Source organism: Chthoniobacter flavus Ellin428 (genome assembly GCF_000173075.1).
Classification (GTDB): domain Bacteria; phylum Verrucomicrobiota; class Verrucomicrobiia; order Chthoniobacterales; family Chthoniobacteraceae; genus Chthoniobacter; species Chthoniobacter flavus.
Genome location: NZ_ABVL01000002.1, coordinates 402,256 through 424,199 on the forward strand (window position 1 = coordinate 402,256; position 21,944 = coordinate 424,199).

Here is a 21,944-nt window from a genome sequence, read left to right on the forward strand (position 1 = left end):
CACCAAAGCCAAAAAATTGTGCTCTCGATTGCCCCTCTACGGTTGCGTGGTGGCGGGAATTTTGGCCGCTGGTAATTGGGCGGCGCACGCTGCCGTGACCCTCGTCTGGGACGCATCGACCTCCAATCCCACTGATGGTCCGCAGGACGGCAACGGCACTTGGGACAGCACCACCGCGAATTGGTGGAATAGCGCCATCCCTGGCGATCAGGCCTGGACGGATTCCACCATCGCTAATCCGGTCTTCGCCCAATTCGGCGCGGGAACGGCGGCCGCGACTCGCCAGGTCACGGTCTCCGGCACGTTCCACGTCGCAGGGCTGAATTTCGCCGCTATCCCGGGGACGATCAGCACTTCGAACGCAGCCTACAATCTCGTGGGCACCGGGACCATCGATCTCGGCGCCAACGGGACGATCAACATCGCGGACGGCACCTCTTCGTCCTCATCTCTCCTTACCATCGGCACCACGCTGACCGGGTCGGATGTGACTATTCAAAAGAGCGGCGGGACCGCGGAGCAGTTCCTTTCCCTCACCGGAACTAACCAGTGGACTGGAACCCTGACGATCGCCAACAACGGCCACGGCTCGCTTTTCGTCCGCTCGACGGGAACGGGAGACCTGAACACTCTGGATACTGTCGTCGTGCAGTCGGGCGACACATTGAACCTGCAGGTGCAGGGCGCCAACACCACCTATACCTCCAACTATGTGGTCGCCGGCCCGGGCAGTCCGACCACCAATTCGCGCGGCGCGATTCGGTTTGAATCGAACATGACGCTCTCCGGCAACGTGACCCTGGCCGGCAACACCGTGCTGAATTTCCAAAGCGCCACGCCCACTGCGGCGAATGTCACGTTCCAGAAAGGCATTGGCGAACAGGGCGGCTCGTGGTCCTTCACCAAGACGGGCTTGGGCCAGCTTATCCTGCAGGGCGCCAGCACTTATTCCGGCTCGACGATCATCGCCCCGGCCGGCAGCGGTATCGACCCCGGCAGCATCCTGCTCGATTTCCTGAACGTCAAGGACTCCACTACCGACAACCTACTCTACAACGGCGTCACGCCCGGCGCTTTGGTTCTGACCGGCAATCCTACGCGCGCCAACACTTCGTCCACGGCGACGCTCGCGATCCAGGGCTCGACGGATTTCGACAACTCGCAAAGCTTCAGCAGCCTCACGGTCAGCGGTCCGACCGCCCTGACTTTCACCTCCAGTGGCAATGCGATTAATGTTTCCCTCGGAAGCATCACCCGCACCGGCGTGGGGACGACGCTCGCCATCACGGCCGCTTCTTCAGGCGCTGTTACCACCACCACCAATGTCGGCACCCTGCTCGGCACCTGGGCCACCTACACCGATCCCACGAATCAGATGGCCTGGGCGGGCAGCGACGATACTGGGACGCTCACCTTTTTCGGCGGCGATCTGTTGTACACCACCGGCACCAATATCGGCGCTCTGCCCGGTTACAGCGCAAACTCCAATCTCGCGATCACCAACCTCTCCAGCGGCCCAGTGACCCCAAGGCTCGGGTACGACCACGCTCAACACGATCACCATGGAAGCCGTCAATAACGACCGCGTGGTCACCGTCGGCGCCGGCAATACGCTCGCGCTCGGTCAGACAGGCGGCATCCAGCTCATCACCGGCTCTCGCAGCCTGACCATCGGCGCGCCGGGAAATGCCGGCACGCTCACCGCGGGTACCGCGGCAAATGCCGAGCTGTTTCTGTCGAATTTCGATTCGCTGAACACCATCACCATCAACTCGGTCATCGCCAACAATTCCGTCGGCGCGGTGAACGTCGTGGTAAACGGCCTTGGCACCACCATTCTCACTGTCGCCAATACCTATACCGGCACCACCACCATTTCCTCCGGCTTGCTCGAGATCGAAAACGCCTCGGGACTGGGGACCGGCAGCACTGCGATCAGCGTCGGCCCTGGGGGGGCGCTTGCCTTGGGCAACGGCATCACCCTCTCGAGAAACATCTCCCTTACGGGTACCGGCGTGGGCAACTTGGGCGCTTTGCGCAGCATGAGCGGCGACAATACTTACAATGGCGTCATCACGGTCACCGGAGCAACCAGCATCACTGCCGACGCCGGGAGCACACTCACCCTCTTCCACACCTCCCCGACGACCAGCGTCATTTCCGAAAACCTGACTCCGGCCCAAAATGTCACCTTCGGCGGCGCGGGCACCATTTTCGTCAACAGCCAGATCGGGATCTCAGGTGCCGGGATCGTGAAAACGGATAGTGGCACCCTCGTTCTCTCCGTCTCCAATCCGTATACTGGCAGCACGACAATCACTGGCGGCATTCTCCGCATCACCAATGCGGGCGCCTTGGGCGGCACGGGGTCGGGCACGACGGTCAACTCCGGCGGCACGCTCGAGCTCACCAATAACCTTATTGTCGGCGCGGAGGCACTCGGCCTCAATGGAACGGGAGCCAATAACATCGGCGCCTTACACAGCGTAGGAAACAATAGCTACGCCGGCAAAATTACCTTGGGAAGTGCCGCGCGGATCAATTCCGACTCCGGCACCCTCACCTTGAACAGCACGACGGGAATCTCCGGTGCTTTCGGACTCACCTTCGGCGGCACAGGCGATATCGTGGTCACGCAGCCGATCGCCACAGGCACCGGCTCCCTGACCAAAGACGACACGGGCACGCTCACCCTCGCGACCGGCAACACTTACACGGGAGGCACGACCATGTCCGGCGGCACCATCGCCATGACCGGCAGCGATACCTTTGCCGACTCCGGCGCTCTCACGCTCGATGGCGGCGTGCTCGCCATGGGTGCGTTCAACGACACCGTCGGCGCCGTCACCTTGCGCAGCGGGGCGATTACCGGCACCGGCACGCTCACCAGTTCGAGCACCTCCACCTCGGCTTTCTCCGTGCAGGATGGCAGCATCAGCGTAAATCTCACAGATGCGACGGCTACCGCCGGCCTGGTCAAGTCGAGCAGCAATACCGTGGTCCTGAGCGGAACCAATACCTATACCGGCACGACTACGATCAACTCGGGACGCCTCGTGCTCGACTACAGTGGAGGCGCGACGGTCCTGCCCACGACCGACGCAGTCAACCTCAGCGGCGGCGGCCTCGAAGTACTCGGCGGCAGCAGCCCCAAGGCAATCACCTTGGGAGTATTGCAAACCACGGCTAACTCGGGTCTGGACACGCTCACCGTCGATGCCAATACCGCACTGACCATGGCCTCGTTCACTCGTGGATCCGGCACGGCCTTGCTCATCGACCTGTCCGCGCCGGGCAGCTCGCTGGCCTTCACCACCGCCGCGGGTGGCGTCAATGGTGTGATCACCGGCGCCGCCGGCGGTGGCAACGCCGCGGTGACCGTAAAAGACAGCAGCGGGCGCTATGACTTCGCCGCACCGGGAGCGGGTAATACGATAACGAGCCTGAAGGCAACCACCTCTCTCCCTGCTTCGGGCTCCAGTAGTGCGGCCAACTACATTCTGCCAGCCAACGGCAATACGCTTGCGTTGAGCGCAAGCGAAACGGTCGGTACATTGCGCATCGATACCACCGCAGCCGGCGGCACACTGGACCTGAACGGCAAGACGCTCTCCTTCAATCTGCTCGGCTTCCTGATGGATGGCAGCAATGACTTCACCATCACCAATACCGGCACGGGTGGCGGCTTAACCGGACTCAACGGGGTTTTCATCTATCAATACGGCACCGGCAAGCTGACGCTCAATGCGCCGGTGACCGGTCCGCAAACCTTCTTCATGGGAACCGGCCTGATCGATTGGACCGGGGCAGCGGGCAATGCCGGCGCCAATTGGCTCCTGGGTCTCACCCTGCGCCTGGATGGGACCGGCATGACTTCGAACAATAGCGTGCCGAATGGCAACGGCACCGGCGTTTTAAACCTCGGAAACAACGGTATCCTCGAGTTGACCTCCAGCGATTTCACCCGCGCCGTTGGCTCTGGAAACAACTTGGTCACTTTCCTCGCAGGCGGAGGTGGCTTCAGCGCCTTCGGCGCGGATCGCGCGGTCAATCTCGGCGGGGCCGGCGCCGCTCTCACTTGGGGCAGCGGCGGCTTTCTCGCCTCGGGCAACAAACTCATCCTCGGTTCGCCCTATGCGAATGCGACGGTCGATTTCCAGAACCCGCTCAATCTCAATGGCGGCAATCAAACCGTGGAGGTGCAAAGCCCGAACATCACCGGCGTCGGTGGCAAGATCAGCGGCGCCATCACCGGCACCGGCGGCAGCCTGAGCAAGACCGGCCAGGGCATTCTCAACCTCTCCGGCGCCAATACCTACACCGGGCAGACTTTTGTCAAGGCCGGCACTTTATTGGTTAGCGGTTCCATCAGTGGCAGCAGCGCGGTGAATGTCAGTTCCGGAGCGGAACTCAAGTTGACCGGCGCGGGCACCGTGACAGCGGGCACGCTCGGCTTGTCGGATTCCTCGAAGCTGAGCCTCGAAGTCGGCTCGCTCACCGCGACGACGATCTCCTTGACCGGCAACGCCAGCCTCTCGGGCACCATCACCCTGGCGCTCACCCTTACGAACGATCCCGTGGATGGCACGCTCTTCACGCTCATCGATGGCGCCAGTCCGCTCACCGGCTATGATTCCGGCGGACGTTTTGCCGCCAATGGCACGCCACTCAACGACGGTGCGACGTTCAACGTGACCTCCGGCGCCTTCAGCCAGAACTTCATTATCAGCTACGATGGCGGCGCAGATGGCAATGACGTGACGATTCTTGCCGTACCGGAACCCAGTTCCTTGCTTACCTTGACGGCAGCGCTCGGCTTTACCCTGGGCCTCACTCGCCTCCGCCGGCGCAGCCGTCCCCACCTTACCGCTGTCGCATGAAACAGCTTTGCTCACCGCATCGCCGCGGCTTCGCCGCCGGCTTTTCGTTGGTCGAGTTGCTCGTTGTCATCATGATCATTGGCATTCTCCTCGGCCTCGTCGTCCCCGCGGTCAATGGCATCGGGCGCTCTTCGGGGCTCACTACCGGCGGCAACACCGTCGTCGACCTGGTCAATTATGCCCGTGAGGAAGCGATGACCAAAAACACCATGACCGCCCTGGTGGTTCTGGGACAGCAGCCCACCCAAACCGTCCAGGACGTCGACAACAGTTATCGGGCGCTGACCGTCCTGGAGTTCGATCCGGTGACCGGCTGGAGTCAGATCCGGGAGTGGGAAATCCTGCCGACCGGAATCGTGATCGACTGCAACGACCCGGTAAACTGCAGCTTTCTCACCCATTCACCGCAGCCCTTCCCCTTCCTCTCCCGCATTTCGGGAACGGTCAATCCACCGGTGAAATATCGGGGTCAGCAAGTGCTCGATGGCGCCGGTTACGCCGCCCGCATTTTCCTGTCCAATGGCTCGCTGCAAAATCCCGAGCAACCCGCGCAGTTGCGATTGGTCGAGGGCTTCTTCCAGGGAAACCGGGTCGTCTACACCAATCACCACAGCGGCGGCATCGCGGCCAACTTTTATGATATCGCGATCCTGGGGATGACTGGCACCACGAAAATCAACCGGCCATGAAATCGCTCCGCTCTTCCCTCACCCGTGGTTTCACCCTGGTCGAAGTCGTGCTCGCTCTCGGTATCGCCACCATCGGACTCGTTTCCATCCTCGGTCTGCTGAATGCCGCCACGGATGCGGATGGCGACGCCGGACGTGACACCACGGTCGTCGCCATGTCCGACTACGTCCTGAACGAATTGCACACCGTGCCCTTCGACGCGCTTTGGTTTCGAGATCCCACCCAGAATTGGAGCGCCGCGCCGTCGATGACCACCCAGATTGACGATACCCTCTACTATTTCACCAATGAAGGTTCGCCCATCCCCGCGAGCAGCGTCGCGAGCAATCCGGATTTTGTCTACAAATGCGTGGTCCGGAAGATACCCGATTCCACCTCCCAAAATCTGCTTACGGGCTATTACAACCTGATGAAGGTGCAGCTCGACTTTTACTGGCCGGCAACCGTCGGCGATGAGGCACTCAATAATAACCCCGTCGGGAACAAGCAATCCAGTAAGATAGCCAAAAAGACACTGCATGTTACCATTGCCCGCCACTAGCTCGCGGTTACGTGCCTTCACTCTCGTCGAGTTGATGGTCGCCGCCTCGGTGCTATCCATCCTTGTCTTGATGTTCAGCAGCATTTTCAGCTCCGCGAGCCGGGCCTGGATCGTGGGTAGCGGCAACGTTGAGCGACGCCGCAATGTTCGCGCGCTCACCGATTTTATCGGCAACGAACTCAAGGCGGCGATGTTACCCGTGCAGACGGTCAGCGGTTCCACGACTGGCAATTTGCAATTCCTTGTCGACCCTTCGAATACTCAGGTACCAGCGGCCTACCAGAATTCCGATTGCGTCTTCTGGCAGGCTCCACTGGCCACGGAATCAACCTATGGGGACATTGCTGAAATCGGCTATTTCGTGAAGTGGCAGGATGATGGCAAAGGAAATTCGGTTCCCACCCTTTGCCGTTTTTTCGTCAACCCTTCGGTCAGGGCCTCGGATGGCTCCCTGGGAGTCAATCCGGACTATCTGATCTTTGATCCGGATAAGAACCGCTGGCTCAGTCCTCCGGTCATCGATGACGTGGCTCCGGCCACAGCAGCGACCGGATACCGGGGAGTCTTCGGAGAAAATGTGGTGGGCCTTTGGATCCGCTGTTACGGACTCGACGGCACGGAGTTGCCGCGGAGTTTCGATTCACGCGTCGGCTACAGCTGCAAAATGCAGCAACCCGACGCCAACGGCAACCCCCAGACGTGGCAGGAGACGCGTTATCTCCCCGCCAAAATCGAAGTCTCGATCGTCCAGGTGGATTCACATTACGCCCCTCGTCTGGCCGCGGCAGGTCCGGCCATTCGCACGCTGACCAGTACCAACTCGATCCGCGACGCCGAACAATTCCTCGAAGCTTACCGCACACAGGCCCTCGGAAGCACACCCCTCAAAGCGTTGCTGCCGGGGCTGCGGATTTATTCCACCGAAGTCCTGCTGACCAACGCCCAATGAAGTCTCATCTCTCCCCTTCTCCGCGGGCGCGCGACACGGGCGTCGCCCTCATCATCACCCTCTTTTTCCTCGTCCTGGTTTCGGTCGTCGTCGTCGGCTTTCTCAGCACGGTGCGCGTGGACCGCGTCGCTGCCGGGAGCCATTTTGAGCGCATGCGCGCGCAAACTCTGGCCGGCGAAGGGATCGAAAGGGTGAAGTCGGTCTTGCAGCAGAATATCTGCGACCCACCGGTCGATCCGAGCGTCTCCACTTCCATTCCCCGCAACTGGGTCAGCAGCCCCGGCATGCTCGTGGTACCCACCACCAAGCTGATTGGCGCAACCAATCGCACACGTCTGACTACAAACATCCCCCTCTCCTCCGGAGCGGCGGTCGACTCCGCTGGGAACCCACTCTACTCCACCAACGATCTGGTCTTCCGTGCGCCGGACTTGAATACGGAATTGCTCGTCGACCAAAGTCCGCCGACGCACTTGCTCAACGACCAAATCGATCCCAAGACCAATGCGGCAGTGAAAATGCAGGTCGCCTGGATCTATGTCCGCAAAGATGGAACTTACGATACGGACACCGGCAGTTTGAATACCACAAACACCACGAACCCGATTGTCGGCCGCTTTGCCTATTGGGCCGATGATGAGAGTTCGAAGGTCAACTACAACCTCGCCTGGATGCGGGATCCCGCCGTGAACGCCAACCCACCGGGCGATCCTACCAAGATAGACTTGCCGGCACTGCCGCAATTCACCCCCGCCATCGCCAATGCCGTGCACGGGTTCATCACCACGAATAACTATACCACGATCAACCGCTTCTTTAACAGCCCCTTCGATGCGCGGCTGCAAGCCGACCCCACCACTCGACAGGTGCTCGATCTCAATAAATTCACCCTAACTCATTACAATAGCGATCCGGATACCACTTACTACGGCCAACCGCGCATGATGCTCACCACGCAGTTGAGCAACGCCGTCGTGCGGGACGCCGCCGGGAGCGTCATCATGGTTGGCGGCAAACCCTTGACTCGGCCGTTTCTTGATATCCTCAAGAATCCGAGCAATAGCATGGCTTACATCGACCCGGGCATTACCGGCGTTGTCAGCGCTTCTGCACCGGGGGGATCCAATGGCAACGTCGATGCCACCAAGCTGAATACCGTGGTCAACACCTTGATCACAAATTACCTCGAACGCACGGACTGGCCCATGGTGGACGGCGCCCATTCCATCCAGGAGAAATACTACGCCCTTTATCCCACGGCTCAGCGTAATCAGCGACTGGCCCAACTCGCGCTCAATATCATCGATTACGTCCGCTCCGCGGAAAGCAAGCTGATGGTTGCACAGCCGATCCGGGCTAAATGGATCGGGAATGTCTTCACACCCGACTTCGTCAACCAGAGCATTCAAGGCACGGATGACACGTTCAAGGGCCTGACCCGGCAGCTTCACATTACCGAGATGAGCATGTGGGTTTCGCCCACTCCTGAGACCTCCGGAAGCAATGTGGGTAGATATCGGAGTGTTGCGCTGGTGGAAGTATATCTTCCTCCCAATTACGGTCTCAATAGCCTCGATTTGTCCAATACCGATGGCTCAAACGTAGGATGGCGGTTGTATTTCGACGAAATGAACAAGAAAGATCCGACCGATCCTGCAGGCAAAGCCCCCCTCTATTATAGGGCAGACGGCAAAACCGCCGCCTTGAATGAAGCGAAAATCGTCATCCCGAAAAACCCGGCCAGTTCCCAAGCTTTTCTCTGGGAAGCACAAACGACAGCAACGAAAAATAATGGCGTGATGGGGCCAGGCCAATACCGCATCTTCGCCATGGAAGTCTGGCGCACCCAGCCTCGCGACAAGTATCCGAATGTCACCTTGCGCGCGGCCATTACAGTTGATCGCGCAGACGGTCCTCGTATTGACGTCGCTCCGCTCGCCACGCCATTGAATTTTACGCTGGATCCAGGCGCGGGCGCGGAGATGGATGTCACTTCTTTCGAAACCGTGGACCCGCGAGTCAATGGAGTAACGAAGGATTGGATTAAAGATACGAAAAACTCCTTCGAGGCTCCAGACCAAGCCATGCTCAGTTCGCTGGGTGCCTCTCCCCTTACTGCAATCAACGGCAAAGCCATCACCGTTTCCCAGGACGTCGATACGAATGGAAAAGTCACCTCGGCGAGCATGCGCATGCCTCCTCCCTATTCTACGAGCAATCCGGCCACTGGACGAGTTCGTTCCGCCGGAGAACTCGGCTTAATCCATGCGGGCATCGAAGGCAGCAATAGTGCCCCTACGCCGGGCATCCCGTTTCGCTCCCTGCACCTCCAACCGAGCAAGCAGAACACCTCTACCGTTCCAGACTGGGCATTCATGGATCTTTTCACCGTTCCCGCCCCTGTCCCCATCCTCGCCTCGGGAATCTTCACTCCCCATAGCAATTCCGCGGGCGGCCGCGTCAACGTCAACGCCAAACCGGACCCCTTCGACATCCAGCGCACCGATCCTCTGACCGCCGTCATTTCCGGCGCGCTGAGCACCACGACCGCGACTACCCCGATCTCCCTGGCCACTGCCCAACAGATTGCGAAAAACATCTACAACCACAACCTGGCCGGCCCCCAAGCCGCGCCACCGGAATCCTCCTCCCTTCCCCCCGGCAAGCTTTATCCCCTCCCACCCCCACTCGTTCCCCCAAGCACTACTCCTCTGAACGTTTACGAGTCTCCCGGCGAAATCTGTGAAATCGCAGGTGTCGCGGACGGCGGCGAGGAAAGCGAAGAACTCATCCGGGAAATCGGCAACCTCATCACCGCCCGTGGCAATGTCTTCTCCATCTACACCGTCGGCCAGGCCCTCAAGCAAACGCCCGCCGGCAAATTGGTCGTCACCGCCGAGCAACGCCAGCAAGCCATGATCGAGCGCTATCAAATCAATAAAGGCACGGCGACCTTGAGTGACGACAGCATCGGCCTGCGGACGCTCTACTTCCGCGATCTGACGCCGTAAGCGGAAGTCACTTTCCGGACGAGATCTTTCACCAAGGCACGCCCGGGGCTACCGTCGCGACATAGGGGCGAGACTTCGATCTCCCAGTCCTGGGAGCTCATTTTGTCCGGTTTTGTCCGGTTGCCACTTTGCGACCCTTCCCACACTGGCTGCCTCACTAGGATTCGAACCTAGACAAAGTGATTCAGAGTCACTTGTGCTACCATTACACTATGAGGCAATGTGCGCGTGGGGACGGGGAAGGTATGTAACCACGCCGCGTTGTAAATCACTTTTTGCGAGAATACGCATTCTCCAACGTGTCGCCGGCCCACGCCGCGCAGAATAGCGCCTTCAATCTGGCGGATTCGGTGGTTATTCTTCATGCCAACTCGCAATTATCCCCTCTCCCACGATGAAACTACCGAGCCGTCTCCTCCTGACTCTTTCTCTCACGATCGCCTGTTCCCTCAGCTTGGGCCGCATGGACCTGCGAGCGGCGGATGACAAGGCCGACCCGGGACCGACACCGACTCCCGAGGAGACCAAGGCGATCGACGAACTGGCCAAGCATGGCGCCCGCGCGGACCAGATCGCCAACGGCGTCAACTGGCGCTACGTCAATTTCCGCGGTGTGGACAAGCCGGACTCCGCTCTGTACGGGCAGCTCAAGTCCATCCCGAGCATCGTGGAGCTGAATCTCGCCGGTAAACAATTCACGGCCGCCGATCTCGCCAACATCGAAAGTCTCAAGAACCTGACGACGTTGAGCCTCGCGCAGAGCAATGTGACCGACGACGGCCTGGCGGCAGTGGAGAAACTGGACAAGCTCAATTCGCTCAACCTCTTCTCGACTGGGATCACCGATGCCGGCCTGACGCACCTGGCTCATCTCAAGAATCTTCATCGGCTGTACCTCGCCGAGACGAAAGTAACCGACGCCGGCGTGGAAACGCTCAAGAAGGCGTTGCCCGAGGTGAAGGTCAATCGCGGTGCGGAACTGCCGCCGCCCCCACCGGCCGCCACTCCAGCGCCGAAGCCTGCAGCCGAGAAGCCCGCGGCAACTGCCCCGAAACCTGCACCGGAAAAGCCCGCCGCGCCGGCTCCCAAGCCGGAGGAAAAGAAACCAGACGCCACAACTCCTCCCAAAACTCCGGAGGCAAAGCCTTCTTCTGCGACGCCATCGACTCCCGCAACGCCGAAGCCGGACGCCGCCCCCAAACCGGACGAGAAGAAACCCGACGCAGCGAAGTAGAACAGAGTGGAAGCGGCTCCTGCCGTTTGGCGAACATGGATCAGCGGCAGGATGCCGCTTCCACTCTATGTTCACACCGATTCCCCTTGGCTGCCCAGTCGCGCCAGCACTTCTCTCAGCGCTTCCGCGGAGACGGGTTTGACGAGGTGTTCGTTAAACCCGGCCGCCTGCGTGCGAGCGAGATCGCTCTCCATTCCATAGCCGCTCATCGCCACGGCTGGAATGGTCGAGATCTTGCGCAGTTTGGCGACGACGTCGAAACCGGAACCGTCGGGCAAGCCGATATCACTCAGCACAAGATCGAATTTCTCCGCGTCCAGAGCCTGGCACGCTTCGGCCACGCTGATGGCGACGGTGAGAGTGTGGCCCCAGAACGAAATCAGGCGTGTCAGGATGCGACGCGTATCTTCGTGATCCTCGACGAGTAGGACATGCAGCGTTCGCACCATCGCCGCAGGATTGCTCGTGGAAGGCGTCGCCTCGGCATGCACCGCATCCGGTGACAGCACGGGCAACTCGACCGTGAAGACCGCGCCCTGACCGGGCCCATCGCTGTACGCCCGGATCGTCCCGCCATGCGCTTCGACCAATCCCTTGGCGATGCTCAAGCCGAGACCGAGTCCGCCAAAGCGCCGCGCTTTGGCCGCCTCTCCTTGCCGGAAGGGTTCGAAAATGTGCGGCAGCACCTCTCCAGAAATGCCGATGCCCGTGTCCTTCACCATCACGCGCACCATCGATCCGACGACCTCACTGCGAAGGGTCACCTGGCCGCTCTCCGGCGTGAATTTGGCCGCGTTGGTCAGGAGATTGGAAAAGACCTGGGCGAGGCGCGCTGCATCGCCGTGAATGGCCGGACCTTCGGCCATTAAATCGGCCACCGTGGCGATTTCCTTTTCGCGCAGGACCGGCGCGGCCATGCTCAATGCATCGCGCAGGATCGAATGAAGGTCCACCGTCGTTGGTTGGATGCGCAGCTTGTCACGGTTGATGCGGGTCACGTCGAGCAGGTCGTCGACGAGGCGGGCCTCGAGTTCGATGTTCCGACGAATGACCGCCAGGAATTCCCGCAGCACCTCCGGATCGCTCGGCGGCGCGCTGATCAGAGCGGAAGTGGCCGCCAACGCCGGCGTGAGCGGTGTCCGCAATTCGTGGCTCAGGACGGCGAGGAAGCTGTCCTTGGCCGAGTTTGCCGATTCCGCGACGGACCGCGCCCGGGCCAGTTCGCTCACCATCGCCGCGAGATCCTGCGACCGCGTATCGAGGGTGCGCTGCAAGACATCGCGCGCCCGCTTGGTCTGCAGTTGATTGCGCACTCGCGCCCGCAACTCAGCGACCGAAAAAGGCTTCATCACATAATCCTGCGCTCCATCCTGGAGGAGGTTGAACTTGAGATCGTCATCGGCCTTGGCAGTGAGCATGACCACCGGCACATCGCGCAACCGTTCACTGCTGCGCAACTCGGTCAGCAATTCATCCCCCGTCATTTCGGGCATCATCATGTCGGTGAGCACCAGGTCGGGTATTCGTTCGGTCATTGCTTCGAGCGCGACGCGACCATTTTCCACCGCGCGCGTTTCCGCATCGGGTTCCAGGACCCGGCAGATGAAATCGCGCATGTCCCGGTTATCCTCCACCACCAGAATGTCCGCACGCAGACCATCCTGAATTCCAGCGGACCTGGGCGTTTCCGCGGTTCTCTCGACGACCGGTGTATGCGCCAGCCGCTGAATGACAGTATCCGCTTCCGACCACGGCGAACTACCGACCTCAGTCCCACTCGGCGCATGACGCGGCAATTGCACGCGAAAGAGCGCACCACCCAGCGAACTCTCTCCGGCCACGATCGAGCCCCTGTGCATCTCCACGAATTCCTTCACAATCGAAAGCCCCAGACCGGTCCCGCCGTAGCGCCGCTGCGTCTCGCGATCGCCCTGCTGGAAACGCTCGAAAATTTCCTTCCGCAAATCCACCGGCACACCCGGGCCCGCATCCTCGACGGTCAGCGTGAGATGATCGTCGTCCCCGGTGAGGGTCAGCCGCACCGTGCTGCCATCCGGCGCATATTTGAAGGCGTTGGAAAGCAGGTTCATGAACACGCGCTGCAACTTGTCGCCATCCACTTCCGCCATGGCTTCGCCCGTCGCCTTCACGGCCACGGCGATTCCCCGCTCGCTCACCATCGATTCAAACATCCCGGCGACGGTGCGCGCCATCGTGGCCACGTCCAGCCGCGAATAGTGCAGCTCCATCTTGCCGACCTCGAGTTTGGAGACATCGAGCAGGTCGTTCACATATTTGTGCAGCAACAACGCGTTGCGCCGCACTACGGCCAGCTCCCGCCTGGCGCCTTCGTCGCGGATTTCGGCGAGCAGTCGTTCGATCGGGCCGAAGATCAAGGCCAGCGGGGTGCGCAGCTCATGGCTGACATTGGCGAAGAAGTTCGTCTTGAGTTGATCGAGTTGCTTGACGCGTGCATGGGCGAAGTTGAGCTCGGCGTAAGCGCGCTGCAGTTTGTCGCCGTGCTCCGCCGACCGGCGCGCGGCGGTGAGCATCTCCAGCACCCGCGGAATGAGCGGCGGCAGCACCACGGCCGTGGTCACCGACGCGACAGCCGTGATCAACTTCACCCACCCCGCCAGCCAATACATCGGGTGCGGCGCGGTCAGCGTCCAGAGCTCCATGAAATGCGTCGCCCCGCAAGCCACGATGAAGATCGCGAAGGCGATCATGATCCAGTGAAACGGCAATTCCTTGCGCGCCCGGACGACCAGCCAGATCAACCCCGCCGAGATGGCCACATAGGAAAGGCCGATCGCCAAATCCGAACCGCCATGCAGCAGCATGAGATGGTGATTGAAGAGATAACAATGCGCGTGCGGCATGAAGAACTCGCCCCCGGTGGGATTCCACGAGAGGTAGAGGCCGGCGGACAGAAAGATGGCCAGCATCGCAGCCAGGACAAAGCGATTTGCAGAACGGTTCATGGTCGAAATCAAAAGGGGGGAAAACGAGCGAACGGCGGCGGAAGAGCGGCGCCGAAAATAGAGCTGAAATCAGGCCGTTACTCTATAAATCCGCGGCTTTTGCCCGCACATTTACGCACCGCTACGTGTTGTTACGTCCATTCCCGGACGCGGGTCGAATTGCTCGCCGCGAGTTTCACGACAGGCCAAAAATGGAGAATCGGCGAAACAGCCGAAATGATTTTGCCTAACCATCGCGAACATCCGTGAATTGAATCGACGTGAAAGTCCCCCTCCTCGTCTCCCTCCTCTTCCTGTTGCCACTGGTCAACTTGCCCGCGGCCGATTCCCCTAGCCCTGCGGAGAATGCACTCCCCAAGACGCTGATGACGATTCGCGGGAAACCATTGGCTACGGAAGACTTCGACAAGCCACTCGCGCCGCTGACCGGCAAGCCCATCGGCTTTGCCAGCGGCTTCGGCGGCTGGCGCTACAATCCCGGCCCGACCACCGGCAAGGGCGGGATGTGGCAAGTGGCCGATGGCCTCTTCACCGGCATTGAAAGTCCCGACGCGCATCATCCGGCGACGGCTTCGTTTGGCATTCAGTTCAAGGACGCGATCATCCAGTGCGAATTCCGGCTGAACGACGCTCCCGCGAATGGCCGCCTCTACCGCTCCATCTTCGTGAAAGCGACGGACGCGAAGGACTACGTCTGCGCGCTCTTCGTCGGTCCAGGCGGGCTCAATGCGCTGGCCTATGACGATACGCGCATCGACCCAAAGACGAAGCAGCGCGATAAATTCCCGGCGGTGCACGCGAATGCGCCGGTCAAGCTCGGCGAGTGGCACACGGCGGTCCTCGAAATCAAAGGCGAGGAACTGGTCGCCACGATGGATGGGAAAAGCCTCACGCTCAGCAGTCCACTGGTCGGCGTGGATAAACACAGCGTCATGCTGGGCGTCGGTACCGAGGCGAGCTTCCGCCATTTCCGCATGTGGGAAGCACTCCCGAATCCCGATTGGCCGAAAAACAAGGAGGCGCTCACCAGCAATCCGCCGCCGAAATAGCCGACGCCGGGCCAGCCTGCGCCCGCTCGCTTACCCGATGATCCTGCGCTAGGTTCCTTGAGAATCGCATGTCCAAGCCCACCCGCATCCGTTGCCCGATCTGCCAGAGAGAAAACGACTTCTTCGCGGAGCCGGTGGGTCCCTTCTGCTCGAATCGTTGCAAGATGGTCGATCTCGGCAAATGGCTCGGCGAGGAATACCGGGTGAGCGAACCCTTGCGACCGGATCATTTCGCCGGCTACGAGGACATGCCGGACGCCGATCTCGACCGCCCCGAATGATAGCAGTGCGCGTCGCCGCGTCCCGCTACCTCGGTGATTGCATTTCCTCTCTTCCCCACGCCACCATCCTTCCACCATGTCCACCCCCGACGCATCACTCCCGCGCCGCCGCTTTCTGCAAACTCTCGCCGCCGCCAGCGCGGTGAATCTGCTTCCCCATCCCATGCCTGCCGCTGACTCCGCTTCCTCCCCTGCCCCGCGCAAACTCAAGCTCGGCTTCGACAACTTCTCCATCCGCGGCTTCCGCTGGAAGGCGCCGCGCCAGATCGATTACGCCGCCACGCTGAAGATCGACGTGCTCTTCATTTCCGACCTCGATTCTTACGAGACCCTCGAGGACGGCTACCTGCGCGACCAGGCAAAAAGGGCGCACGACCAGGGTCTCGAAATTTACGCCGGCGGCTGGAGCATTTGCCCTACTTCGAAAAACTTTCGCAACAAATGGGGTACGGCCGAAGAACATCTCGCCACCGGCATTCGCGTGGCCAAGGCAGTCGGCTCGCCGGTTTTCCGCTGCATTCTCGGCAAGGCTGACGATCGCAAAACCGAAGGCGGCATCGACGCGCGCATCGAGGACACCGTGAAGGTGCTCAAGTCGCAACGCAGCCGCGCCATGGATGCCGGGGTGAAGATCGCCATCGAGAATCACGCGGGCGATATGCAGGCGTGGGAACTCGTCCGGCTCATCGAGGAAGCCGGCCCCGAGTATGTCGGCGCCACGATGGATTCCGGCAATTCGACCTGGACGGTGGAAGACCCGCGCCAGGCGCTCGAACTCCTCGGCCCGCACGCGCTGGTCTGCGGCCTGCGCGATTCGATGATCTGGGAAAACGGCGACGGCGCGGTCGTCCAATGGACCGCTCCCGGAGACGGCCTCATCGACTGGCAGGAATACGCGAAACGCTTCAGCGAACTGTGCCCGAATACGCCGTTCACCGTGGAGATCATCTCGGGCTTCGCACGGCCTTTTCCCTATCTGCATCACGATTTCTGGGACGTGTATCCGAAGGCCCGTGCCTCGGATTTTGCGGCCTTCCTCGCCCTCGCCAAGCGCGGTCATCCCATCGAACCCTTCAAGGCTCCGCCCGGGGACGACTCCATCATCGCCGAGCAGCAATATCAAAAGGCGCAACTCGAACGCGCGATCACCTATCTACGCGAGAAAATCGGCCTCGGCCTGAAAGCGTGAGCATCGACTGGCCGGCGCTGTGGAAAAGAGCTACTGAATGCTCCGCGCACAGCGGAAGCCAAGATCGCACGACGCATAACCCGGCGGCACCTTCCGCCGCGCGCTCGGACGGTAGCCCGCCCCGTTGTTCTCGCTGCTGAGATAGGAACCACCGCGCGCCACGCGTTTCGGCACGGAAGGCTCGTCCGGATCATCGCTTTTTTCCGGACCGGGCGGATTGGCGTGCGGGCTCCGGTTGTAATACGTCGCATCGTACCAATCGGCGCACCATTCCCACGCGTTGCCCGCCATGTCCGCGAGACCGTAATCATTCGTGCGGAATGTGCCCACCGGCGCCAGACCCGCGAAGCCGTCTTCCGCCTTGTCCTCCACCGGAAAGCGTCCCTGCCAGATATTGGCATCCCAACGTCCACCCGGTTTCATTTCTTTCCCCCAGACGTAGGGATTGTGCATCGCACCGCCACGCGCGGCGTATTCCCATTCGGCCTCGGTCGGCAGACGCTTCCCTGCCCAACTCGCGAACGCGATCGCGTCGTCCCAGCAGACCTGCACCACGGGATATTTCTCGCGTCCATCGATATTCGATTGTGGACCTTCCGGATGCCGCCAATTCGCCCCGGGCACATAGCGCCAGATGTCACCCGCCGCGTCCGGCGTCTTCGGCGGCGTGAAGACCCAGCCGCCTGGCTCGCGTTGTTCCGCGCGCACGGTCCGTCCGTCGGGAATCACCGGCTTGCGCTCCGCCTGGGTGATGTAACCCGTCTCCTTCACGAACCGCGCGAACTGCTCGTTGGTCACTTCGGTCTTGTCCATCCAGAAGCCACGGACTTTCACATCGTGCATCTTCAACTCATCCGGCGCCCCATCCACCGCTCCCATCGTCATCTTGCCTTCCGGAAGCCACACCATCTCCCCACCGGAGGTCCGGCTGTTGACCGCTTTCGTCTGATCGCGTTCGCGCCGGATCCGCTGCGCTTCGTGCAAGACGCCAAACACCGCGAGCAAAATGAAGGTGAAAAACAAACCGCCGATGATGAAGGCCGAACGGGCCGCAGGCGAAATGGGCAAGGCCGAATGGATTTTGAGATTCAGACACGGAGGCGAACGGTGCGCGTGCTCGCCGAAGGATGCAAGCATCGCCTGTGAAAGCATAAATCCGCTCTCAGACAGGGCCACGGATTTCACGGATGACACGGATTCCAGAAGAAACGGCGGCCCGTATTCTTCCATCCGTGAACCGAGCGGAGCGAGATAGCCGACCGAAGGTCGCCCGAAGGGCCGAGGCGGCGGAGGGGAATAGCGGAGGGTGGGTAACGGGCGAGCAGCGCCGGAGGGCGCTGGCAAATCCGCGCAATCCATGGTCAAAAATTCCGGCCCAATCCGCAGGCAACACCGCTCGTCATTTCGAAAACGCCGGCGAGTTCTCGTTGCCCCCGCTTTGCAGGTAAGCGATGAGGTCGAGGATCTCGGTTTCGTTGAGCGTGGCGAGCATGCCGGGCGGCATGAGCGAGACCGGCGATTTCTCACGGCTCACGACGTTGCCTTTTGGAATGTTCTCCTTCGTGCCGTTGAAGGGATCGATGACCAGCGTGATGAGGTAGTGATTTTCGTCCGCCACCTGGCCGCTATGGATGCTGCCATCCTTCATCGTGAAGATGAAACTCGCGTACTGGTCGCTGATGCTCTTCGAGGGATCGAGAATCTTGTTCACGATATCGCGCGCGGAATAACGGCTGCCGACCGCGGTCAGATCCGGACCCACCGCGCCGCCCTTGGCGAGGCCACCACCTCCGGCGAAGAGATGGCACTGCGCGCAGAGCATCTCGTTGAAGACCTTTTTACCATGGGCGAAATCACGCCCCTTGTTCACCTTGCCGAGCAGCGGTTCGAGATCGGCAAACGTCCAGTTTTTCACGAACGGACGCGCGGGCATGACAAACGCCGGCTTCGGTTTATCCGACGGCTTCTCCGCCAGCGCGAGGAGCGCGGGGCGTTCGGCCTCCGGCACTTTTTCCAATGCCAGGTCGCGGATACGCAGGAGAAACTTTTTGGCGGAATTACCGCCGGGATAGTCCTGCATCTTGGAATACCACGCGAAGTAATGTTCACGCTGGGCGGGCGTCCAGTTGGTCGCCTCACGCAGGCAGAGCGCATACCAGATCTGCTCCGCCGGCTCCTTCGTCTTATCCATCAGGGCAAGTGACTTCCCCACGACATCCGGCGCACCGAGATAGACGAGCAGTTCGCACAGTTCGTGATTCTCCGCGAAACTCGGCGCGGGATATTGCTTGTCAAATTCGGCGACCTCCGCCTGCACGAGATCGGAGTTCGGACGCCCCTGGCGGGCCAGCGCGACTTCGACCACGCGCAACTTCTGGAGCTTCAAGTCATCGCTTAGCGAATCGAGTGGCATTTTGGCCAAGGCCTTGAGCACCGCTTCCTGGTCATCCTTGTTGCCCACTCGCGCGAGGGCGAGCAGTGCGGTGAGCGAAATCTGCGGATCCTTCTGCTCGAGCGCCTGCCGGCGCCATTGGTCCACCGGTTGATTTTCCACCGCGACCCGCGCGGCGGTGCGCACCGCCACACTGCGTTTGTCCATGCAGTTCCAGATGCTCTGTCCATCGAACTCCTTCGGATTCCAAATCGCCGGATCCACTTTCGTCTGGAAGGCTTCGATTTTGCGGCGAACGGCATTCGCCTCGCGAACGATACTCGGCATGGAAGCATGATCTCCCTCGCGGGAGCCGACGTAACTCACGCGATAGAGTCCCGCCTGCGTGTTGCGTCCGCCCGTGGTGAAATACATCGCGCCATCCTTGCCAAACTCCAGTGCAGTCACCGGCATGGCTTTCCCTTTCAGGAATTCTTCCACGTCCTCGCTCCTGGCCGGCCCGGTGAGATGATAGGGCGACGGCAGCGTGTTGGTCGCGCCGTACTCCCAGTCCTTGCTGAAGTGCACCGCGAGGATGCGCCCGAAAGTCCAGTCGAGCACGAAGAACGCGTTCTGATACTTCAGCGGGAAATTCGACTGCGTGCCGAACATGACACCCGTCGGACATCCCAGTCCGATATTGACCGCCGCCGGCATCGAATCCGGATAGTATTCCGGCCACTTGGCGCTGCCTTCGCGGAAGCCATATTCCCCACCGGGGATGATGTGCAGGATCCGCGTGGGCCGATACCACGGCAGACCCACGTCCCACTCCATGTCCGCGTCGTAGGTGAAGAGTTCGCCATCGGCATTGAAGGCGATGCAGTAAGGATTGCGCAAGCCGCCGGCGATGAGGTGCCACTTCGTGCCATTCTCGTCCGTCTTGAGGATGTAGCCGTAAGGGCTGTGGACCTTGTCGAAGAAGGTCGCCACCGGGTCTTTCACCTTCGGCAGCAAATCGTCTTCCGCGTAGTGCTTGAATGGCGAATCAGGCGCGGTGCCTTCGATGAGCGGCGTCGCGTTGCCGTGGACGATGTAAATCGATTTGCCATCCGGCCCGAGCACCAGGGCGTGCGCGCCGTGCTCGCCGGCGCCGCCGGGCACCTTCTTGAAAAGCGTCCACGAATCGAGCGTATCCGCGCCCTTGGAATCCTTGAGCCGATAGATGCCGCGCCCCTCGGGGCCGTCCCCGCTGACATACAGCGAATCAAACGCCCAAAGCATGCCCATGCCATCGCCCACCGGCACCGGCACCTTGTCCCATTGCGCGATGTGGCCTTGGGCATCGAGCGTCGCCCGCCAGAGACCGCCCCACGTGTCTTCCTTCTTCAGGCCCGCGCCGGGCGGCTTGCCCTGCGGCGAAATGTAGAGACGGCCCTTGCTGTCGATCGCCATGCAAATCCACGAACCCTCGTCCTTGCTCGCGGACTTCAGCAGTTCCGCCTTGAAGCCGGGCGGGACGGTCAACTCTTCACCCGGAGTGGAGGCGGGCGGCGTTTCCGCGAGAGCGAGAATCGGACACAGCAGAAGTGCGGAGAGAATTGGGAGGCGCATGGGAGAAAAAAGGGAGGGCGCATATGCAAGCCCTGTTGCGCGCCAACATCAAGCGCTACGTCGCGCACGAATCGCCACCGGAATCAGATCGGGTGCGAATTGCCGCGGCAGCTTTTTGGTGCGCCGGTGCTCGCTAAGCATTACCCACATCTTCGGCAGTAACGACAAAGCCGTGGCGGTGAAGCGGTAGGCTATCCCGAAGGGATAAAGGATCTTAGCCGGGGGGTAAGCGAGCTTGGCGAGCGACACCCCCGGATATCCACCCCACGGGTCCCACCCCGGCAGGGGTGGAGGAATCGCCAGTCAGCGAGAAAATCCGGCACCACCTCCGGGATGCATCCCTTTGGGGACGGTTTCCGCGGGCAAAGTTCGCAGACTCGCTCCCCCCCGGCTAAGATCCTTTATCCCTTCGGGATAGGGGCATCGCACGTCAAAAGATGTGGGTAATGCTCAGAGTCCTCTGCCGCTTTGGGAATCGAGGCTAATGGTCTGATGGGCGAGCAGGCTAGATTCCATGGTCCCTCCGGGACCTCCTCCCGCTTCGCCGCAACGATTTCGTCCGCGCAGCTTACTTCGGCTGCACCCCCGGTGCCGGCTCCATCTTCTCGTCGCGCTGCACGTACTCCTTCAACACGTCATCCAACAAGGACCGCATCTTCGGAATCGACGACACGTCGTTCACCGTCTGGATGGTCAGGACATGCTCCTTCAGCGTCACGAAATGCTCGTGCATCGTGGTCTTTTGGCCCTCGATGAGGACGACATTCAAGCCACGACTGAGCCGCCCTCGGCTTTGCTCATCGCGCGTCACGTCGTGGATCGCCTCGGTGACCACTTTGCACACCGCCGGCACAATCGGAGATCCCTCCATCTCTGGCGTGACGTGAATGCTCACCGAATTGCCGAGAATCTTGCTGAGTTCCGCAGCCGTCGCCGTGAGCGTCGGACCGCGACCAGGAAAACCAAAGGCAGGAGTGAAATCCGCGGTCGCACAGAGCATCGCGCCGGCGAGGGTTGCCACAACCGTAAAACGACGGAGAGAGGTGGTCGGAGGCATGCAAGCTATTCGACCCACGGATGGGTTCTGGTCGCATTTATCGAGGAGGCGCAAAGGCAATCCACCATTGCATCGCCATCCGAATTCCTTTCGA

Annotated in this window: 14 protein-coding genes and 1 tRNA gene; 10 read left to right on the plus strand and 5 right to left on the minus strand. The window is 60.9% G+C overall.

The window, feature by feature from the left end; translation table 11 throughout:
• The first annotated feature begins 28 nt into the window (after nucleotides 1-28).
• From CFE428DRAFT_RS04595 to CFE428DRAFT_RS04620, 6 genes are read left to right on the plus strand one after another with little or no spacing between them, the layout of a single operon-like run.
• The gene (locus tag CFE428DRAFT_RS04595) at nucleotides 29-1,579 is read left to right on the plus strand and encodes an autotransporter-associated beta strand repeat-containing protein (protein WP_157447417.1); all 1,551 of its coding nucleotides are present in this window, start codon (nucleotides 29-31) and stop codon (nucleotides 1,577-1,579) included.
• Nucleotides 1,563-4,880: a beta strand repeat-containing protein gene (locus CFE428DRAFT_RS04600; RefSeq protein ID WP_006978283.1), complete on the plus strand. Its 3,318-nt coding sequence runs from the start codon at nucleotides 1,563-1,565 to the stop codon at nucleotides 4,878-4,880. The genes CFE428DRAFT_RS04595 and CFE428DRAFT_RS04600 overlap by 17 nt, the downstream gene beginning before the upstream one ends.
• Nucleotides 4,877-5,569 (plus strand): prepilin-type N-terminal cleavage/methylation domain-containing protein, encoded by a 693-nt coding sequence (locus tag CFE428DRAFT_RS32960; RefSeq protein ID WP_006978284.1) that lies wholly within the window; start codon nucleotides 4,877-4,879, stop codon nucleotides 5,567-5,569. Before CFE428DRAFT_RS04600 ends, CFE428DRAFT_RS32960 begins: the two co-directional genes overlap by 4 nt.
• Nucleotides 5,566-6,111 carry a type IV pilus modification PilV family protein gene (locus CFE428DRAFT_RS04610; protein WP_006978285.1) on the plus strand — a complete coding sequence of 182 codons (546 nt, stop codon included), beginning with the start codon at nucleotides 5,566-5,568 and terminating at the stop codon, nucleotides 6,109-6,111. Before CFE428DRAFT_RS32960 ends, CFE428DRAFT_RS04610 begins: the two co-directional genes overlap by 4 nt.
• Complete coding sequence (locus CFE428DRAFT_RS04615) at nucleotides 6,089-7,060, plus strand: PulJ/GspJ family protein (protein ID WP_083804974.1); 972 nt, start codon at nucleotides 6,089-6,091, stop codon at nucleotides 7,058-7,060. Before CFE428DRAFT_RS04610 ends, CFE428DRAFT_RS04615 begins: the two co-directional genes overlap by 23 nt.
• On the plus strand, nucleotides 7,057-10,071 hold the full coding sequence (locus tag CFE428DRAFT_RS04620; protein ID WP_006978287.1) for a hypothetical protein: 3,015 nt from the start codon (nucleotides 7,057-7,059) through the stop codon (nucleotides 10,069-10,071). The genes CFE428DRAFT_RS04615 and CFE428DRAFT_RS04620 overlap by 4 nt, the downstream gene beginning before the upstream one ends.
• A 146-nt stretch (nucleotides 10,072-10,217) precedes the next feature.
• On the opposite strand, the gene CFE428DRAFT_RS04625 is transcribed toward CFE428DRAFT_RS04620, so the two are convergent.
• Nucleotides 10,218-10,291: transfer RNA gene (locus CFE428DRAFT_RS04625), tRNA-Gln, on the minus strand.
• Between the two features lie 174 nt (nucleotides 10,292-10,465).
• Between CFE428DRAFT_RS04625 and CFE428DRAFT_RS38395 the strand changes: the two genes are divergently transcribed.
• On the plus strand, nucleotides 10,466-11,305 hold the full coding sequence (locus CFE428DRAFT_RS38395; protein WP_006978288.1) for a leucine-rich repeat domain-containing protein: 840 nt from the start codon (nucleotides 10,466-10,468) through the stop codon (nucleotides 11,303-11,305).
• A 71-nt stretch (nucleotides 11,306-11,376) separates the two neighbouring features.
• Here CFE428DRAFT_RS38395 and CFE428DRAFT_RS04635 read toward each other — a convergent pair whose 3' ends face one another.
• Nucleotides 11,377-14,289, minus strand: coding sequence for an ATP-binding protein (locus tag CFE428DRAFT_RS04635; RefSeq protein ID WP_049975538.1), 2,913 nt, complete (start codon nucleotides 14,287-14,289; stop codon nucleotides 11,377-11,379).
• 260 nt (nucleotides 14,290-14,549) lie between these two features.
• On the opposite strand from CFE428DRAFT_RS04635, the gene CFE428DRAFT_RS04640 reads away from it, so the two are divergent.
• From CFE428DRAFT_RS04640 to CFE428DRAFT_RS04650, 3 genes are all read left to right on the plus strand, one after another.
• Nucleotides 14,550-15,338, plus strand: a complete 789-nt coding sequence (locus tag CFE428DRAFT_RS04640; RefSeq protein ID WP_006978290.1) for a LamG domain-containing protein — start codon at nucleotides 14,550-14,552, stop codon at nucleotides 15,336-15,338.
• A gap of 68 nt (nucleotides 15,339-15,406) precedes the next feature.
• Nucleotides 15,407-15,619 (plus strand): DNA gyrase inhibitor YacG, encoded by a 213-nt coding sequence (locus tag CFE428DRAFT_RS04645; protein WP_006978291.1) that lies wholly within the window; start codon nucleotides 15,407-15,409, stop codon nucleotides 15,617-15,619.
• Between the two features lie 76 nt (nucleotides 15,620-15,695).
• Nucleotides 15,696-16,808, plus strand: a complete 1,113-nt coding sequence (locus tag CFE428DRAFT_RS04650; protein WP_006978292.1) for a sugar phosphate isomerase/epimerase family protein — start codon at nucleotides 15,696-15,698, stop codon at nucleotides 16,806-16,808.
• A gap of 30 nt (nucleotides 16,809-16,838) precedes the next feature.
• Here CFE428DRAFT_RS04650 and CFE428DRAFT_RS04655 read toward each other — a convergent pair whose 3' ends face one another.
• The 3 genes from CFE428DRAFT_RS04655 to CFE428DRAFT_RS04665 form a co-directional block, all read right to left on the minus strand.
• Nucleotides 16,839-17,876: a formylglycine-generating enzyme family protein gene (locus tag CFE428DRAFT_RS04655; protein ID WP_131989099.1), complete on the minus strand. Its 1,038-nt coding sequence runs from the start codon at nucleotides 17,874-17,876 to the stop codon at nucleotides 16,839-16,841.
• Between the two features lie 331 nt (nucleotides 17,877-18,207).
• Nucleotides 18,208-20,793 carry a c-type cytochrome gene (locus CFE428DRAFT_RS04660; protein ID WP_006978294.1) on the minus strand — a complete coding sequence of 862 codons (2,586 nt, stop codon included), beginning with the start codon at nucleotides 20,791-20,793 and terminating at the stop codon, nucleotides 18,208-18,210.
• A gap of 568 nt (nucleotides 20,794-21,361) precedes the next feature.
• A complete protein-coding gene (locus CFE428DRAFT_RS04665; protein WP_006978295.1) occupies nucleotides 21,362-21,850 on the minus strand; it encodes a hypothetical protein in 489 nt (162 codons plus the stop codon).
• Nucleotides 21,851-21,944 lie beyond the last annotated feature (94 nt).

Excerpts from the sequence above, each read along its gene's own strand:
- CFE428DRAFT_RS04600 (WP_006978283.1), top strand. The coding sequence starts at position 1,563 with ATGGAAGCCGTCAATAACGACCGCGTGGTCACCGTCGGCGCCGGCAAT.
- CFE428DRAFT_RS32960 (WP_006978284.1), top strand. The coding sequence starts at position 4,877 with ATGAAACAGCTTTGCTCACCGCATCGCCGCGGCTTCGCCGCCGGCTTT.
- CFE428DRAFT_RS04610 (WP_006978285.1), top strand. The coding sequence starts at position 5,566 with ATGAAATCGCTCCGCTCTTCCCTCACCCGTGGTTTCACCCTGGTCGAA.
- CFE428DRAFT_RS04615 (WP_083804974.1), top strand. The coding sequence starts at position 6,089 with ATGTTACCATTGCCCGCCACTAGCTCGCGGTTACGTGCCTTCACTCTC.
- CFE428DRAFT_RS04620 (WP_006978287.1), top strand. The coding sequence starts at position 7,057 with ATGAAGTCTCATCTCTCCCCTTCTCCGCGGGCGCGCGACACGGGCGTC.
- CFE428DRAFT_RS38395 (WP_006978288.1), top strand. The coding sequence starts at position 10,466 with ATGAAACTACCGAGCCGTCTCCTCCTGACTCTTTCTCTCACGATCGCC.
- CFE428DRAFT_RS04635 (WP_049975538.1), bottom strand. The coding sequence starts at position 14,289 with ATGAACCGTTCTGCAAATCGCTTTGTCCTGGCTGCGATGCTGGCCATC.
- CFE428DRAFT_RS04645 (WP_006978291.1), top strand. The coding sequence starts at position 15,407 with ATGTCCAAGCCCACCCGCATCCGTTGCCCGATCTGCCAGAGAGAAAAC.
- CFE428DRAFT_RS04650 (WP_006978292.1), top strand. The coding sequence starts at position 15,696 with ATGTCCACCCCCGACGCATCACTCCCGCGCCGCCGCTTTCTGCAAACT.
- CFE428DRAFT_RS04660 (WP_006978294.1), bottom strand. The coding sequence starts at position 20,793 with ATGCGCCTCCCAATTCTCTCCGCACTTCTGCTGTGTCCGATTCTCGCT.
- CFE428DRAFT_RS04665 (WP_006978295.1), bottom strand. The coding sequence starts at position 21,850 with ATGCCTCCGACCACCTCTCTCCGTCGTTTTACGGTTGTGGCAACCCTC.